At 64.0% G+C, this 16,403-nt stretch carries 13 protein-coding genes and 1 tRNA gene; 2 read left to right on the top strand and 12 right to left on the bottom strand.

All coding sequences use genetic code 11. From position 1 onward, the window contains the following. The 10 genes from PPGU16_RS03600 to PPGU16_RS03555 all read right to left on the bottom strand — a co-directional run bounded on the left by PPGU16_RS03600 (position 1) and on the right by PPGU16_RS03555 (position 11,941). The gene (locus tag PPGU16_RS03600) at positions 1-3,276 is read right to left on the bottom strand and encodes an efflux RND transporter permease subunit (protein ID WP_180721742.1); all 3,276 of its coding nucleotides are present in this window, start codon (positions 3,274-3,276) and stop codon (positions 1-3) included. A 31-nt stretch (positions 3,277-3,307) separates the two neighbouring features. Next, the gene (locus tag PPGU16_RS03595) at positions 3,308-4,624 is read right to left on the bottom strand and encodes an efflux RND transporter periplasmic adaptor subunit (RefSeq protein ID WP_243460582.1); all 1,317 of its coding nucleotides are present in this window, start codon (positions 4,622-4,624) and stop codon (positions 3,308-3,310) included. A gap of 49 nt (positions 4,625-4,673) precedes the next feature. Then, entirely contained in the window at positions 4,674-5,153 is a 480-nt protein-coding gene (locus PPGU16_RS03590) for a glycine zipper family protein (RefSeq protein ID WP_180721741.1), read from the bottom strand. A 239-nt stretch (positions 5,154-5,392) separates the two neighbouring features. Beyond that, on the bottom strand, positions 5,393-5,779 hold the full coding sequence (locus PPGU16_RS03585; RefSeq protein WP_180721740.1) for a response regulator transcription factor: 387 nt from the start codon (positions 5,777-5,779) through the stop codon (positions 5,393-5,395). A gap of 62 nt (positions 5,780-5,841) precedes the next feature. Next, complete coding sequence (locus PPGU16_RS03580; RefSeq protein WP_180721739.1) at positions 5,842-6,576, bottom strand: response regulator transcription factor; 735 nt, start codon at positions 6,574-6,576, stop codon at positions 5,842-5,844. Beyond that, positions 6,573-7,904 (bottom strand): sensor histidine kinase, encoded by a 1,332-nt coding sequence (locus PPGU16_RS03575; RefSeq protein ID WP_180721738.1) that lies wholly within the window; start codon positions 7,902-7,904, stop codon positions 6,573-6,575. The genes PPGU16_RS03580 and PPGU16_RS03575 overlap by 4 nt, the downstream gene beginning before the upstream one ends. A gap of 553 nt (positions 7,905-8,457) precedes the next feature. After that, complete coding sequence (locus PPGU16_RS03570) at positions 8,458-8,688, bottom strand: hypothetical protein (protein ID WP_180721737.1); 231 nt, start codon at positions 8,686-8,688, stop codon at positions 8,458-8,460. A 301-nt stretch (positions 8,689-8,989) separates the two neighbouring features. Continuing rightward, positions 8,990-9,080 (bottom strand) — tRNA-Ser (locus PPGU16_RS03565). A gap of 158 nt (positions 9,081-9,238) precedes the next feature. Further along, on the bottom strand, positions 9,239-10,537 hold the full coding sequence (gene serS / locus PPGU16_RS03560) for a serine--tRNA ligase (protein ID WP_180721736.1): 1,299 nt from the start codon (positions 10,535-10,537) through the stop codon (positions 9,239-9,241). Positions 10,538-10,630: 93 nt separating this feature from the next. Then, complete coding sequence (locus PPGU16_RS03555; protein ID WP_180721735.1) at positions 10,631-11,941, bottom strand: replication-associated recombination protein A; 1,311 nt, start codon at positions 11,939-11,941, stop codon at positions 10,631-10,633. A 295-nt stretch (positions 11,942-12,236) separates the two neighbouring features. On the opposite strand from PPGU16_RS03555, the gene cytX reads away from it, so the two are divergent. Further along, entirely contained in the window at positions 12,237-13,553 is a 1,317-nt protein-coding gene (gene cytX / locus PPGU16_RS03550; protein WP_180721734.1) for a putative hydroxymethylpyrimidine transporter CytX, read from the top strand. Positions 13,554-13,616: 63 nt separating this feature from the next. On the opposite strand, the gene speB is transcribed toward cytX, so the two are convergent. Beyond that, positions 13,617-14,609, bottom strand: a complete 993-nt coding sequence (gene speB, locus PPGU16_RS03545; protein WP_180721733.1) for an agmatinase — start codon at positions 14,607-14,609, stop codon at positions 13,617-13,619. A gap of 162 nt (positions 14,610-14,771) precedes the next feature. On the opposite strand from speB, the gene PPGU16_RS03540 reads away from it, so the two are divergent. Further along, entirely contained in the window at positions 14,772-15,686 is a 915-nt protein-coding gene (locus tag PPGU16_RS03540) for a LysR family transcriptional regulator (protein WP_180721732.1), read from the top strand. Between the two features lie 9 nt (positions 15,687-15,695). Here PPGU16_RS03540 and lolA read toward each other — a convergent pair whose 3' ends face one another. Then, positions 15,696-16,391, bottom strand: coding sequence for an outer membrane lipoprotein chaperone LolA (gene lolA, locus PPGU16_RS03535; protein WP_180721731.1), 696 nt, complete (start codon positions 16,389-16,391; stop codon positions 15,696-15,698). Positions 16,392-16,403: the final 12 nt, after the last annotated feature.

Raw genomic sequence — 16,403 nt, 5'->3', positions numbered from 1 at the left:
TCAGTCACCCTCGCGCGGTGCGGACGGGTTGGTGGTCGGGCCGCCGCCGACCTTGGGACCACCCGCGGACGGCGGCACTTTGGACGGCTCGCCAGACATGGGGCCCGTTCCCGAGCCCGGCGCAGAAGGCGGCACATCCCCCGCCTTCTTGGCTTTCTTCTTCTCCGAGCGCTCCGACATCGTCTCCAGCACATAGAAGAACATCGGAATGAAGAACACCGCAATCGCCGTCGCGCCCAGCATCCCGCCGATCACCCCCGTGCCGATCGAATGCCGGCTGTTGGCCGACGCCCCCGTCGCGATCGCGAGCGGCACGCAGCCCAGGATGAACGCCAGCGACGTCATCACGATCGGCCGCAGCCGCTCCTCGGCCGCCGTCATCGTCGCGTCGAACACCGACTTGCCCGACTCGCGGTTGAGCACCGCGAACTCGAAGATCAGGATCGCGTTCTTCGCCGCGAGCGCCACCAGCATCGTCAGGCCGATCTGGAAGTACACGTCGTTGTTCAGCCCGCGCAGCAGGATCGCCAGCAGCGCGCCGAAGAGCGCGAACGGCACCGCCATCAGCACGCCGAACGGCAGGCTCCACTTCTCGTACTGCGCCGCGAGAATCAGGAACACCATGATCAGGCCGAACACGAACACCAGCCCCGAGGTGCCGCCCGACTGCTTCGCCTCGAACGCCTCGCCGCTCCACGCGACCCCGTACTCCGAGGGCATCTGCGCGCCCACCTCTTCGAGCGCGGTGATCACCTGGCCCGACGCGTAGCCGGGCGCCGCGTTCGCGGTGATCTTCACGGCCGGGAAGTTGTTGAAGCGCGTGATCAGGTCCGGACCCGTCACGTAGTGCGAGGTCACCACGGATTTCAACGGCACCATGCTGCCGTTCGAGCTGCGCACGAAGATCTGCGCGAGGTCGTCGGGCTTTAACCGGTACGACGGCTCGGCCTGCAAAATCACCTGCCACAGCCGGCTCGAGCGGTTGAACTGCGACACGTACAGCGAGCCGAACATCGTCTGCATCGCGCTGTAGACGTCCTGCACGGGCACGCCGAGCGTCTCGGCCTTGTCGCGGTCCACGTCGACCAGCAGCTGCTGCGAGTTCGCGTTGAAGGTCGACGTAACGCCCGTCAGTTCGGGGCGCTGCTTGGCCTTCGCGACGAAGTCGTCCACCACGGCCGCAAACTGCGCGATCGTCGCATCGCCCTTGCTCTGGATCCACATCTCGGTGCCGCCTGTCGTGCCGAGGCCCGGAATCGACGGCGGATTGAGCGGCACGACGATGCCCTCGCGGATCTGCGAGAGCGTCTTGTACGCATCGACGAGCACGGCGCGCGCATTCTGCGTGCGGATATTGGCTGACGAATAACGCTCCTCGAAGCTCTTGAAGCCGACAAAGAACGTCGACGAGTTGTTCTTGTTCTGGCTGTCGAGAATGCTGAAGCCGTCCACCGTCGTGATGCTGCCCACGGCCGGCTGCTTCATGAAGTATTCGGACACGCGGTCCGACACCTGGCCGGTACGGTCCAGCGACGCGGCATCGGGCATGATCACGGCGCCCAGCAGATAGCCCTGGTCCTCGGGCGGCAGGAACGCCGTCGGGATGTCGCGCATCATCAGCACGGCCAGCACGATCATGCCGACGAACAGCAGCAGCGCGATCACGAAGCGCTTGATGATCAGGCGCACCGCGCGCGTATAACCCGCCGTCATGCGCGCGAACTGGTTGTCGAACCAGCGGAAGAAGCCTTTCTTCTCGTGATGCCCGGGCTTGAGCAGCAGCGCCGCGAGCGCGGGCGAGAGCGTCAGCGCGACGATGCCCGAGATCACCACGGAAATCGCAATCGTGATGGCGAACTGCTTGTACATCTGCCCGGTGATGCCGCCCAGAAACGCCACGGGCACGAACACCGCGCACAGCACCAGCACGATGGCCACCACCGGGCCCGCCACCTCGTCCATCGCCTGCTTGGCGGCATCCTTCGGGGCGAGCTTGTGCACGGTCATGTTGCGCTCGACGTTCTCGATCACGACGATCGCATCGTCGACCACGATCCCGATGGCGAGCACCATGCCGAACAGCGTGAGCATGTTGATCGAGAAACCGAGCGCCTCCATCCCCATGAAGGTGCCGACGATCGACACGGGCACGGCCAGCACCGGGATCAGCGTGGCGCGCAGGCTCTGCAGGAACACGAACACGACGATCACCACCAGCACGACGGCCTCGAAGAACGTGTGCACGACGTCCGTGATCGAGGCGCGCGTGAACTCGGTGGTGTCCATCGCGATCTCGTAGTCGATGCCCTCGGGGAACGTCTTCTTCATCTCGGCGAGCGTGGCGCGCACCTGCTTCGAGACATCGAGCGCGTTGGCGCCCGGCTGCTGGTAGACGGCGAGCACGGTGGCGGGCTTGCCCTGGAAGCGGCTGCGGATCGAGTAGTCCTTCTGGCCGAGTTCGGCACGGCCGATGTCCTTCAGCCGCACGATCGCCGCGCCGCCGCTCTGCGCGCGGATGATGATGTTCTCGAATTCGTCGGGCTCGGTCAGCCGTCCCGTGGTCGTGACCGCGAACGACTGTTCGACGGGAGCGCCCGTCGGCGACTGGCCTAACCGGCCGACGGCGAACTGCTGGTTCTGGTTGGCCACCGCGCGCTGCACGTCGGCGGCCGTGATGCCCAGCTGCGCCATGCGGTCGGGGCGCAGCCAGATGCGCATCGCGTAGTCGGGCGTGCCGAAGATGCTCGACTGGTTGGCGCCCGGAATGCGCTTGAGCGCATCGAGCACGTAGACGTTCGCGTAGTTGGCGATGTAGGTGGCGTCGTAGCGCTCGGAGGGCGAGTAGATCGCGATCACCATCATGAACGCCTGCGACTTCTTCTGCACCTGCACGCCCTGGTTGGTCACCGACTGCGGCAGTTGCGGCAGCGCGAGGTTCACGCGGTTCTGCACGTCGACCTGGGCGAGTTCGGGGTTGGTGCCGATCTGGAAGTAGGCGTTGATCGTCAGGTTGCCCGTCGAGGAGCTCGACGAGCTCATGTAGATCATGTTGTCGGCGCCGTTGACCTGCTGCTCGATCGGCGCGGCGACGTTGTTGGCGACCACGTCGGCGCTGGCGCCCGGGTAGGTGGCGGAGATCGTGATCTGCGGCGGGGTGATGTCGGGGTACTGCGCGGTGGGCAGCGCGAGCATGCACAGCGCGCCACCCAGCGTGATGACGATCGAGATGACCGAGGCGAAGATCGGCCGGTCGATGCAGAAGTGGGAGATGTTCATCGGGTCGGGGTGCGCCGGATGGCGTCGCTCGTCATCGGGTCATCGGCTCATGGCTGACGCTGGCCGGGCGCGCCTGGGCCAGCGTGGCGGCGGGCGCAAACGCGGCGGCGGCACTCGCCGCAGGCGGCGCGGAGGCGGGCGCGGCAGGCGTACCGGGTGCACCCGGCGCGCCGCCGGACGGCGCACTCACCACCTTGACCTGCGCATCCGACGACACGCGGATCGCACCATCGACCACCACGCGCTCGCCCGCCTTCAGCCCTTCGTTGACGAACCAGTCGTCGCCGTGCCAGTCGCCCACCTCGACCACCCGCTGATGCGGCTTCGAGTCCTGGTCGAGCACCCACACGAAGTGGCTCTTCGCGCCCTGCAGCACCGCGCGCTGCGGCACGAGGATCGCGTTGGGGCGCACCGCGCCCGACACCTTCGCGCGCACGAACTGCCCCGGGCGCAGCGTGCCCTTCGGATTGGCGAAGCTCGCGCGCACGAGGAAGGTGCCCGTGTCCTGGCTGAACGCGGGGTTCGTGAAGTCGATGCGGCCCTGCTGCGGATAGACCGAGCCATCGGCCTGGATGACCGTCACGTCGAACTGGTTGTCGGGCGGAAAGCGCAGCAGGCCCTTGGCGACCTGGTCGCGGTAGCGCAGCAGTTCGTTCTCGGAGATGCTGAAGTTCACCCACATCGGATCGAGCTGGTAGACGTAGGTGAGCAGCCCCGACTGGTTCGGCGTCACGTAGCTGCCGTCCTGCACGCGCGCGAAGCTCGACAGCCCCTGCAGCGGCGAGCGGATCGTGCAGTAGCTCAGGTTCAGCTCGGCCGTACGCACCTCGCCCTGCGCGGCGATCACGGCGGCTTCGGCCTGTTTCTCGTTGCCGGTGGCGTCGTCGAGATCCTTCTTGCTCAAGGCGTTCTGCGCGGCCAGCGGGATCACGCGGGCGAGATTCTGCTTGGTGACGAGTAACCGGGCCTGCTGCTGCGCGAGCGCGCCCCTGGCGGACTGCAGCGCGGCCTCGAAGGGCTTCTTGTCCATCACGAACAGCACCTGGCCGTCCTTGACGAGTGAGCCCTCGGTGTACATGCGCCGCTCGAGGAAGCCGTCGACGCGCGCACGGATTTCCACTTCGCGCGAACTCTGCGTCTGCGCGGTGAACTCGAAATCGACAGGGGTTTCCTGCTGTCGCACCGTGACGACGGTGACTTCGACAGTCGGGCGTGGGGGTTCGGTGGGGGCTTTCTTGCAGGCGGTGAGGCACAGTATGGACACCAGCACCGCCGCCAGCGGCCAGCGTGACGCAAGTGCCGCAGCGCGGCCCCTGCGCAGCACGGCAGCCGGCCCCGTCCCGGTCATGCCCACGTACGATCGACAGTTCATCGCGCGGCTCCCTTCGATCGACATGTCATTGCGCCGTATAGCCGCGTCCCGTCATGCAGGCAGCGACCGCGCGGTTCCACGTAGCCATCTGCTGCGATGCCTGCTGTTGCGTGGCTTGCTGTTGCTCCTGGGCAGCGGCAGCCTGACGGCGTTGCCGCGCCCCGCCCGCCATCGTGCCCGCGATCGCACCTGCCGCAGCGCCTTTGCCGGCGTCGCCCGCGATCGCACCGATCGCCGCGCCGCCTGCTGCACCGCGTGCCGCGCCGCCCAGGCGCTGTCCGGACGGTCCCGGCGGCGGCGGCTGATTCGCGGCGTTCTGCGCGAGCGCAGCGGGATTGACACCCGTGTTCTGCGTCGCCCAGTTGTGGCACTGCGCCGTGTCGTCGGACTGCTTCTGCTGGCTTTGTCCCTTGGCGGGATAGAAGATGGGTTGTTGTGCCGCTGCCGCATCTGCCAGCAGCAACGTCGTAGCGAACATCAGCGTCTTTCCAAGAGCTCGTTTCATGATGAATCTTCCCAAGCGATACGGTTGCGTCCGTCGCGCTCATTGCGCGCATCGCGCGGCGGACAAATCCAGATGCGCGTCATCCGGCCTGGTGAGTCCGATGCGTCCAGTGTGGAATCGGGCCTGGTCGAAAACAATTGGACCTTGGTCCAATAAGCCAATCGGGGCAATGATCTTGCGCAAGCACACAGGCTCGTGGCCGTGCGAGACTGCTCTGCTGGATAAGCGAGGTCGCTGCGTCATAGCGGCGCAGCGATGCCGAGCACGGCACACACTGTCCTGATGAAGAGCACATCGTTGAAGGGCTTGCGCAGATAGGCCCTGGCGCCCGCCGCGAGCGCGGCTTCACGCACGCCAGCGTCGTCGTGGGCAGTGATGAAGATGACGGGCACGGCGCTGCCGGCCAGCCGGCGCTGCACCTCGATCCCGTTGGCGCCGGGCATCTGCACGTCGAGGATCGCGCAGTCGGGACGATACGAAGGCGTCGCCGACAGCACGTCGAGAAACTCGTCGCCACTCGTGTACGTATCGGCCGCGATCCCAACGGAGCGCAGCAGACGCCTGATCGCCCTGCTCACCGACGCATCGTCGTCGACCACGACGACGAATGGTTTGTCTGTGCCCATTCTGATTAGCCCATTGAGCCGCGACGTCCATGCAAACGGTGCGTGGGCGTCTCAGCAATAGACTATGAGACTGCGGGCGTCGGTGGTATTGGACCTTGGTCCCGTATCCGGCCGGAGGCTGGCTCGCTCGCATCGGCGGAGGAATGCACGTGCGGCGGTTCGGGCAAATGATTCGCGGCGTGGGCGTGATTGGCGACGGCCACCTTGTCGGCGATGCGCACCAGTTCCGCGAGCGAACCGACTTCCATCTTCTGCATCACGCGCGCGCGATGCGCCTTGACGGTTTTCTCGACCGTGCCGAGTTCGCAGGCCACCTGCTTGTTCAGGCGACCGAGCACGACGAGATTCATCACTTCGCGCTCGCGCACCGTCAGGCGTCCGACCCGGCTGCGCAATTCTTCCAGTTCATGGATCGACTTCGACACTTCGACAGAACGCGCCAGCGCCAGGTCGATCGCGCGCAACAGGTCATCGTCGCGAACGGGCTTGGTGAGGAAATCAGTCGCGCCTGCCTTGATCGCGCCGACTGTCATCGCGATATCGCCGTGGCCCGTCAGAAAGACGATGGGCAGACGCGCATCGAGTTCGCGCTGCAACTCGAGTCCGCTCAGATCGGGCAATTGCACGTCGAGCACGACGCAAGCTGGCGTGCGCTCGCCACACGCATGCTCGAGGAATTCTCGCGCCGAACCGTACGCCTCGACCTCATGACCTGCTGATCTGATGAGCCGCGTGAGCGCGCGACGCACGGACGGGTCGTCGTCGACGACGTAGACGAGTGCAGCCGCTTCGTTCATGACGCCACCTGCGCAGCGCCAGCGTTGCTCATATCGCGCGATGCGGGCAGCGCAACATAGAACGTCATGCCCTGGTCGAAATTGTTCTCGGCCCACAAGCGACCGCCGTGTATCTGAACAATTGAGCGGCTGATCGACAGCCCGAGGCCCAGGCCTTGTGGCTTCGACGTGACGAACGGCTTGAAGATGCATTCGAGCTTGTCCGCCGCCTGTCCATGTCCGCGGTCGCGCACCGCGATGCGCACCCCGCCTTCGCTGTCGGGTCGCGCAAACAGTGCGACCGCGCGATCGGACGTGCCACACTCGCTGACGGCATCGAATGCGTTGAGCAGCAGGTTGAGTAGCACCTGCTGCAGTTGCACCTTGTCGCCACGCACGGGCGGCAAGCCATCGTCGATCACGTGCGACACGTGGATGCCCCGCGCGACGGCATCGCCATGCACGAGCAGCGCGACGTCGCGCAGCAAGCCGCCGACATCGAGACTCGTCAGTTGCTGCTGCTCTTCCTTTTTCACGAACGCGCGCATCCGGCGGATCACCTCGCTTGCGCGACCGCTGTCGTCGACGATGTCCTTCAGGATGTCGCGCACTTCGGCAAGATCGATCGGCGCCTGATCCATGAAACGCTGCGCAGCCTGGCCGTTACTGAGGATCGCCGTCAACGGCTGGTTCAGTTCGTGCGCGAGCGATGCGGCGAGCTCGCCCATGGTCGAGATGCGCGTCAGGTGCGCCAGTTCCCGGCGATTGCGTTCGAGTTCAACGCGCTCCGTCATGTCGGTGATGAACGCGACAGTCGCGACGCGCCCTTCATACCGGATCGCGCTCGTGGCGATGTCGGCGGGAAACTCGCTGCCGTCGCGACGGCGGGCGCGCAGACTGCGCGTGCGCGTGCCGGCGGGGCGGCCCGGATGCGCGGCGCCCGCGCGGTGCTCGTGCGAAAGCGCCGGCGCCACGAGGCCGACACATGCGCCTGCCAGCACGCCGCGCGGATAGTCGAAAAGACGCTCGGCCTGCGCATTGGCAAGCACGATCACGCCATGGTCGTCGAACACGACCGACGCCACGGGCAGGCATTCGAAGACATCGGCCAGTTCGTTCATCGCGCCGTGCCGCCGATGCGCAAAACTGAAGAACGCGCTTGCGCCTTGCAGCGTTCGGCTACGCGCAAGCTGATTCGTCACGCGATTGAGCATCATCGATACGGACACGCCGTTGCGCGTATGCACGGAAGGCCCTACGCGTTGCGACGCGATGCGACGTGGATGCAGCGACCACCAGACAACGATTGCAGCCACCGCGACTGTCAAAGCAGAAATAGCGATGTGCATGGCTTACCGTTCCTCAAGACGTTCGCACTCGAACTGCCTCGACCACGTGCGCGCGCCTTCGTTGTTGTTAGCAACGCAACCGGGCGACGGCGCGGGAATCGGGCGCGCGACGCCTCTGCCTTTACGCATGAAACCGTGACAACGTCTTGTTGTGATGCAACTCGTCGACCGACGGGTTTAATAATCTGCTGCAAACAAAAGACGATAAACCTGCCATTGATAAACCGCTCGAATCTTCATATGGACTACGAATATTTAATATCATTTTTAGTCAATGATCGCGGTCGACTTTTTACGCATCCGCAGCAATAGGAGGAAAAAAATGCAACTTCATCCTATGCAGAAAGTAAGGCTTAGTAAAGGTACACGGCGGTCCTTCACGAAAAACTACACGCGACCGTCAGTTTTCGCATTGCCCTCGTAGGGCAATGTTTATTGAAGCAAGCGTTTTAATGGCGGGGTTTGGTGCGCAACCCGAAATGATCGACGGTTTATTTTGAATATCTCGGGCTGCTTTGAGATTCTGTTGAGATCTGACCTGGGCGTTTAAGGTCTATGCAAAATCGGACGGACCTTGCGCTGGAACGCCCGGCGGCGGATCGTCATCGCCTATTGGCTCGTCCGCATCTTTGTCGTCCGTCTTTGGCTTTTCGGGCAATGGCTGATCGAGGCCCGGCTCGACGGGCGTGGGGATCGCGTCGCCAATCGGCTTGTTGAGCTCGTTCGGCGGAATTTCGGCCGGATCTCTCGGGTCGCCGTTGTCTTCTCCCTTGGGATTCGTCATCGTGGACTCCATCCTGTTGATGATGATCCCTATGGCGCAACAACCGTACCAATAAAGTCGGGCGCATGCGTTCGCGAATGGTCAGGTGCCCGCAACGCCTGATTGACACGCGATGTAAGCAAGAACATGCGCTAAAGCGCCATTCGCAAGCGAAACGGAAAAGGCAGAAAGACGTGGGGGGTAACGCGAACGCTTTGTAAATTACGAAGCCCGACCTGGTGTATTGCCGATGTCAGTAGTGCCGACGCTGAAAAAGCTGCACAAACGAAAACAGGCCCCGAAGGGCCTGTTCGCTTGCATCTGGCGGAAAGGGTGGGATTCGAACCCACGGTACAGCATAACTGTACACCGGATTTCGAGTCCGGCGCATTCGACCACTCTGCCACCTTTCCAGATTCTTTGACTTACCAACAAGTGGTCTTGTCGCGTCACACTAAGCGGGTCGCTGCTTGCGTGAGACGAAGATTATAGAACACCTGTTTTTGAATTCCAAGCCCTTTTTCGCAGAAACTTGAAGAGGACCTGGACCGATCTGAAGCAAACCATTCGATCAGGCCGACGCCATCACTTCGAGGCGTTCAACGCCACCGAGGTACGGACGCAATGCCGCCGGCACCGTCACGGAGCCGTCCGCGTTCTGGAAGTTCTCAAGCACCGCGACGAGCGTCCGGCCGACCGCCAGCCCCGAGCCGTTGAGCGTATGCACGAGCTCGGGCTTGCCCTGCGCGTTGCGGAAGCGCGCCTGCATCCGGCGCGCCTGGAACGCTTCCGTATTCGAGCAGCTCGAAATTTCGCGATAGGTGTTCTGCGCCGGCAGCCACACTTCGAGGTCATAGGTCTTCGTCGCCGAAAAGCCCATGTCGCCCGTGCAAAGCGTGATTACGCGATACGGCAGTTCGAGCTTCTGCAGGATCGTTTCCGCGTGCGTGACCATCTGCTCGAGCGCGTCATACGACGTGTCCGGCGCAACGACCTGCACCATCTCGACCTTGTCGAACTGATGCTGACGGATCATGCCACGCGTGTCGCGGCCGTACGAACCCGCTTCCGAACGGAAGCACGGCGAGTGCGCCGTCAGCTTGATAGGCAGTTCGTTGGCATCGACGATGCTCTCGCGCACCGTGTTCGTCAGCGAGATTTCCGACGTCGAGATCAGATACTGCGTGACCGTGTTTTCGCCACCGCCCTTTTCGACACGGAACATGTCGTCGGCGAACTTGGGCAACTGGCCCGTGCCGAACAGGATTTCAGGATTGACGATGTACGGCGTGTAGATTTCCGTGTAGCCGTGCTGCTGCGTGTGCGTGTCGATCATGAACTGCGCGAGCGCGCGGTGCAGACGCGCGATCTGTCCGCGCAGCATCGTGAAGCGCGCGCCCGAGAGCTTCGCACCCGTTTCGAAATCGAGGCCGAGCGGCGTGCCGACGTCGACGTGATCCTTCACCTCGAAATCAAACTGACGCGGCGTGCCCCAGCGGCGCACTTCGACATTGCCCGCTTCGTCGTTGCCGACGGGGACGCTTTCGTGCGGCAGGTTCGGCACGCCGAGCAGCAGGTCGGACAGACGCTTCTGGATGTCTTCGAGCTGCACCGCCGACGCCTTCATCTCGTCGCCGAGTCCGCCCACTTCGGCCATCACCGCCGACGTGTCCTCGCCCCGCCCTTTCATCGCGCCGATCTGCTTCGACAGACTGTTGCGCTTTGCCTGCAGCTCTTCGGTACGGGTCTGGATGGCGCGGCGTTCGGCTTCGAGCGCGGAGAAAGCCGCGACGTCGAGGGTGTAGCCGCGATCGGCGAGGCGTTTCGCGACGCCATCGATGTCTTTGCGCAGCAGCTGGATGTCAAGCATGGGAAGGGGCGACAGTTCGTTGTATGAATGGGCGATTTTAGCGCACCGGCGCGGCTGGCCGGCGGCATTGTCGGGTCAGGCGCAACGCGCGGCTCAGCTTTTCTTGCGGTTCTCGCTGCGCCATTGCGCATCTAGGTCGGCAAGACGCGACAACTTCTCGCCGATCTTGCCTTCGAGCCCGCGCGGCGTCGGCTGATACCAGTGCGGGTCGCGCATCCCGTCGGGCAGATAGGTTTCGCCGGCGGCATAGGCGTCGGGTTCGTCGTGCGCGTAGCGGTACTCGTGGCCGTAGCCGAGTTCCTTCATCAGTTTCGTCGGCGCGTTGCGCAGATGGACGGGCACGGCCCGCGACTGGTCCTTGCCGACGAAGCTGCGCGCCTGGTTGTACGCGTTGTACCCCGCGTTCGACTTCGGCGCGACAGCGAGATAGATCACCGCCTGCGCGAGCGCCAGCTCGCCTTCGGGGGTGCCGAGACGTTCGTAGGTTTCGGCGGCGTCGAGCGCGATGCGCGCGGCGCGTGGATCGGCGAGGCCGATGTCTTCCCATGCCATCCGCACGAGGCGCCGCGACAGGTAACGCGCGTCCGCGCCGCCATCGAGCATCCGGCAAAACCAGTACAGCGCGCCGTCCGGATTGCTGCCGCGCACCGACTTGTGCAAGGCGCTGATCTGGTCGTAGAACGCATCGCCGCCCTTGTCAAAGCGGCGCAGGTTTTCGGATAGCGCGCTGGCGAGCAGTTCGCCGTCGATATCCGTTTTCTTCTGCTGCGCCGCCGCGCGCGCGACGATCTCCATATTGTTCAGCAGCTTGCGGCCGTCGCCGTCGGCCGAACCGATCAAGGCGTCGCGCGCTTCGTCGGTGAAGGTATAGCCGCCCAGCTCCTTCTGCGCGCGGTCCAGCAGTTCGCGCTGCTCGTCGGCGTCGAGACTCTTGAGCACGTAGACGGCGGCCCGCGACAGCAACGCGCTGTTCACCTCGAACGACGGGTTTTCCGTCGTCGCGCCGACGAACACGAACAACCCCGACTCGACGTGCGGCAAGAACGCGTCTTGCTGGCTCTTGTTGAAGCGATGGACTTCGTCGACGAACACCAGCGTCTGATGACCGTTGGCGCGATGGATCTGCGCGGTTTCGACGGCTTCGCGGATATCCTTCACGCCCGACAGCACCGCCGACAGCGCGATGAACTGCGCATGAAACGCGTCGGCCATCAGCCGCGCGAGCGTGGTCTTGCCGACGCCCGGCGGGCCCCAGAGGATCATCGAGTGCGCTTCGCCCGACTCGAACGCGACGCGCAGCGGCTTGTTCGGGCCGAGCAGATGCTTCTGCCCGATGACATCGTCGATGGTGCGGGGCCGCAGGCGCTCGGCGAGCGGAACATTGGCGCGGGTTTCTTCGAACATGGCGTTTTGGGGATAATCTCGGCTTTTCGGGTATAAACCGTCACGATGCACAGAATGCAGCACCGGACGCGCGACGGCTTGGCCCTGAACGGCATGCAACCGCGCGAAACCGTCATCTGGCGGGCTGCGGCGCATGCAGAGTTGTGCATTATGACAGCCGCCGCGCGGCGAGGCCCGCGGCAAACGTTATAGGCTGTTTCTGATGAGCGGTCCGCAAGGCGCGTACCGCACGAGCCAAACAAGAAGGCCGCACGCACGGCCGACACGACAACGACAGACAGACAGGAAAATTTCGATGGTTCAGGAACCAATCGCCGGCGAAGCCGGTTCGACCTACGCACCGCTCAAGCCGGTACCGGACTCGCGCCGCGCGTTCAAAACGAGCGACGCATTCGCGCTGTGGTTTTCGCTCGGCATCGGGCTGCTGGTCGCGCAGGCGGGTGCGCTGCTGGTACCCGGCCTGTCATTGCCGCATGCGTTGCTGGCGATCCTGATCGGCAGCGTGATCGGCGTCGTGCTGCTCGCGCTCGCGGGCGTGATCGGCACGGACACGGGGCTTGCCGCGATGTCGTCGCTGCGCCCGACGCTCGGCGTGCGCGGCGCGTCGATTCCCGCCGTGCTGAACATGATCCAGCTGGTCGGCTGGGGCTCGTTCGAAGTGATCGTGATGCGTGATTCCGCCGATGCGCTGTCGAAACAGGCATTCGGCTTCTCGGCACCGCTCGTCTGGACGCTGATTTTCGGCGTGCTGGCCACGCTGCTGGCCATCAGCGGCCCGCTGTCGTTCGTGCGGCGCTTTCTGCGCTCGTGGGGCATCTGGCTGCTGCTCGCGGGCGCCGCGTGGCTTACCTATGCCGTTCTTGCGCAGCACGATCTCGGCGCGCTGATGCGCCGTCCGGGCAATGGCGAGATGTCGTTCGGCGGCGCGGTGGATCTGGTCGTTGCGATGCCGCTGTCGTGGCTGCCGCTGATCGCGGACTACACGCGCTTCGGCCGCAAGGCGGGCGAGACGTTCCGCGGCACGATTCTCGGCTACGGCATTGCGAATATCTGGTTCTACGCGCTCGGCGCGGTGTACGGACTCGCGGCGGGCGGCGGCGACGCGCTGCTGACGACGGCGCTCGCGCAAGCGGGCGGCGGCCTCGCGCTGCTGCTGGTGCTGATCGATGAGATCGACAACGCGTTCGCCGACGTGCACTCGGCGGCTGTCTCGACGGGTACGTTCTGGACGCGTGCGAGCGTGCCGCTGCTATCCGCCGCATTCGGCGCGCTGTGCACGCTGATCGCGCTGATCGTGCCGATGGCGAAGTACCAGAACTTCCTGCTGCTGATCGGTTCGGTGTTCGCACCGCTGTTCGGCGTGGTGCTGGTCGATCATTTCATCGTGCGCAAGCGCCGCATCGACGCCGCCGCGCTCGCCGATACGCAAGGCCGATATGGCTTCTCGGGCGGCTGGCACGTGAGCGCATTTATCGCGTGGGCGGTCGGCATCGCCGCCTATCAGGCCATCAACCAGTGGCTGCCGAATCTCGGCGCGACGCTGCCGGCGCTGGTCATTGGGGCGGTCTGTTATCTCGCGCTCGTGTCGCCGCGCAAGCAGGCTTACGCATAAACGAAGCACGAAAAAACGCCCCGTGACACAGGTCACGGGGCGTTTTTTATTCAGCTTCGGGGTTTAGCGCCCCGCCGGCCGATACTCGACGCCCGGCAGCACGCACAGCAATTCGAACGCGAGATTCGCGCCGAGCAGCGCCGTCGTGCCGAACGGATCGTACGGCGGCGCGACTTCCACCAGATCGCAGCCAACGATATTCAGGCCGCGCGCGCCGCGAATGATTTCGAGCGCCTGCGGCACGGTCAAACCCGCGATCTCCGGCGTACCCGTGCCCGGCGCGAAAGCAGGGTCGATGCCGTCGATATCGAACGTGATGTAGACGGGGCCGTCGCCCATCTGCTCGCGCACGCGCGACATCAGCGGCACCAGCGATTGATTCCAGCATGCCTCGGCCTGCACGACCTGGAAGCCCTGATCGCGACACCAGTCGAAGTCTTCTGCCGCGTAACCCGTGCCGCGCAGACCGATCTGCACGACGCGGTCGCAATCCAGCAGGCCCTCTTCGACCGCGCGGCGGAACGGCGTGCCATGCGCGATCTTTTCGCCCATCATCGTGTCGTTGACGTCCGCATGCGCGTCGACGTGAATCAGACCTACCTTGCCGTATTTGCGATGAATCGCGCGCAGGATCGGCAGCGCGATCGTGTGATCGCCGCCCAGCGTGATCGGCTTCGCGCCGTGTTGCAAGATTTCGTCGTAAGCACGCTCAATCCGGCCAATCGAATCCAGCAGGTTGTACGGATTGATCGCAACGTCGCCGATATCGGCGACGCGCAGCGAGTCGAACGGCGCGGCACGCGTCGCCATGTTGTACGGACGCAGCAGCACCGATTCCGCGCGAATCTGACGCGGCCCGAAGCGCGCGCCCGTGCGGTTCGATGTGCCCAGATCGAACGGCACACCGACGAAACACACGTCGAGCCCTTCCGCTGACCCGACATTCGGCAACCGCATCATGGTGGCGATCCCGCCCGAGCGCGGCATCGCGTTGCCCGACAACGGCTGCGGCCGCTCCGTCAGGTCCGGGGAAATGAAATTCGAGGAAGTATTCATCGTGGTTCGCCAATGAAAGGCACAGTGTCTTGATAAAGCGTTGAATCCAGCCGCCGCAAAGCGCACGACGCCGGGGCATTTCTTATTTTTGTGCAGTTCCGGCGAAGATAAAATGCCAACAGAAAAAACTTCACATCGATTTGCACCGATGTATCCTGCCGTATGTTCTCGCAACTCACCGATCTAGACCTTCGCCTGATCCGCGTGTTCCTCGCCATCGTGGACGCGGGCGGCGTTTCGCCCGCGCAGGCTACCTTGAATGTAGGTCAATCCACGATCAGCACCCAACTATCGACGCTCGAAACCCGTCTGGGCTACCGGCTGTGCGAACGCGGCCGCAGCGGATTTAGCCTGACCGCGCGAGGCGAGCAGTTTGTCGAAGCGGCGCGCGCGCTGCTTTCCGCCGTCGATGCGTTCGGCGCGCAGGCGCGAAATGTCGGACGAAAGCTGGTCGGGACACTCGGAATCGGGATGATCGGACACACGCCGGTGTCGGAAAGTGCGCGAATCAGCGATGCAATCGCGCGCTTTCGCGCCCGGGACGAATCCGTGCGGTTCTCAATTCTCGTGCGCTCGCCGGGCGAACTCGAAGAATTGCTGCTGAGCGGACGGATTCAGATCGGCATCGGATATTTTTGGCATCGCGTGCCGTCGCTCGAATACACGGAGATTTTTTCGGAGGAACAGTTCGCTTACTGCGCAAAGGGACATCCGCTGTTCGCTCAAGCAGGCAATGTCGCGCCCGTCGAAGCGGCCCAGCATGAATGGGCGTGGCGCAGCTATCCGCTGCCCGAGGCCGAAGCGTCGGCGACGCCGCACAACGTCACGGCCGTCGCCGACAACATGGAAGCCGTCGCGATGCTCGTGCTGTCGGGACATCACCTCGGCTATCTGCCGGGGCACTTCGCCGCGCCGTATGTGAAGGAAGGTTTGCTCGCCGCGCTGAACCCGCAGCAGATGGGCTACCGCGTCGCGTTTCACATGGTCACGCGCATGCGGCAGCATCGGACGGAAATCGTCGATGCGTTTATCGACGATATGAAGGCCGCGCATCCGTCGCCCGGCCTTCAGGCGTGAACGACGTAATTAGCCGTTGATCACGTCGGCGCCCTTCGGCACCGTGAATTTGAATGCGTCGGCGGGCAGCGACGGGTTCTTCTGGATGTTCGAGAATTTGAGCAGGGTCACGTTGCCGAACACGTCATGCAGTTCCATCGCTTCGAGGTTGCCGTCGCGAAAGCCGATGCCGACGCGCTGAAACTGCGTGTCCTTCGACTTCGGAATCAGTTCGAGCCAGTCGATGCCCGCCTTCACGCCCGCGTCCTTCAGCGTGAAGTTCTTGTCGAGATCGTTGCTGCCGAACAGAATCGCCGCCGGGCTCGCGCCCAGCGCGCCGCCCAGCTTGCGCACCGTGACCTGATTCAGGTCTTTGTCGTAGACGTAGAGCTTGTCGCCGTCGGCCTGCAGCAGCTGCGCGTACGGCTTCTCATACGCCCAGATGAACTTGCCCGGACGCGCGAACGTGAACGTGCCGCTCGACACCTTGTTCTGCGTCGCGTTTTGCGTCGACAGCACGCCACTCGCCTGTTGCTGCGTGTTGCTCGGTGCGCGCACTTCCGTCTGCACGAATTCGCCGCGCGCCGAATGCACTTGCGACACGAACTGCTTAAGTTGATCCGTGCCGCCTGCGAACGCATGCGACGCGATGAGCATCGATGCGCCGAAAGCCAGCGTGCGCATCAGACTGCCAAGACGGGTCTTAGACCCAACGATTTGCAGCATATTGTTTTCTCC

Origin of the sequence: Paraburkholderia largidicola (assembly GCF_013426895.1) — a bacterium.
In the GTDB taxonomy this organism is placed as follows: domain Bacteria; phylum Pseudomonadota; class Gammaproteobacteria; order Burkholderiales; family Burkholderiaceae; genus Paraburkholderia; species Paraburkholderia largidicola.
Note: the sequence above shows the minus strand (reverse complement) of the source record. Positions and strands in the feature narration are given on the sequence as shown.

Excerpts from the sequence above, each read along its gene's own strand:
- PPGU16_RS03555 (WP_180721735.1), bottom strand. The coding sequence starts at position 11,941 with ATGTTCGAAGAAACCCGCGCCAATGTTCCGCTCGCCGAGCGCCTGCGG.
- PPGU16_RS03585 (WP_180721740.1), bottom strand. The coding sequence starts at position 5,779 with ATGGGCACAGACAAACCATTCGTCGTCGTGGTCGACGACGATGCGTCG.
- PPGU16_RS03600 (WP_180721742.1), bottom strand. The coding sequence starts at position 3,276 with ATGAACATCTCCCACTTCTGCATCGACCGGCCGATCTTCGCCTCGGTC.
- lolA (WP_180721731.1), bottom strand. The coding sequence starts at position 16,391 with ATGCTGCAAATCGTTGGGTCTAAGACCCGTCTTGGCAGTCTGATGCGC.
- cytX (WP_180721734.1), top strand. The coding sequence starts at position 12,237 with ATGGTTCAGGAACCAATCGCCGGCGAAGCCGGTTCGACCTACGCACCG.
- speB (WP_180721733.1), bottom strand. The coding sequence starts at position 14,609 with ATGAATACTTCCTCGAATTTCATTTCCCCGGACCTGACGGAGCGGCCG.
- PPGU16_RS03570 (WP_180721737.1), bottom strand. The coding sequence starts at position 8,688 with ATGACGAATCCCAAGGGAGAAGACAACGGCGACCCGAGAGATCCGGCC.
- PPGU16_RS03595 (WP_243460582.1), bottom strand. The coding sequence starts at position 4,624 with ATGACCGGGACGGGGCCGGCTGCCGTGCTGCGCAGGGGCCGCGCTGCG.
- PPGU16_RS03580 (WP_180721739.1), bottom strand. The coding sequence starts at position 6,576 with ATGAACGAAGCGGCTGCACTCGTCTACGTCGTCGACGACGACCCGTCC.
- PPGU16_RS03540 (WP_180721732.1), top strand. The coding sequence starts at position 14,772 with ATGTTCTCGCAACTCACCGATCTAGACCTTCGCCTGATCCGCGTGTTC.
- PPGU16_RS03575 (WP_180721738.1), bottom strand. The coding sequence starts at position 7,904 with ATGCACATCGCTATTTCTGCTTTGACAGTCGCGGTGGCTGCAATCGTT.
- serS (WP_180721736.1), bottom strand. The coding sequence starts at position 10,537 with ATGCTTGACATCCAGCTGCTGCGCAAAGACATCGATGGCGTCGCGAAA.
- PPGU16_RS03590 (WP_180721741.1), bottom strand. The coding sequence starts at position 5,153 with ATGAAACGAGCTCTTGGAAAGACGCTGATGTTCGCTACGACGTTGCTG.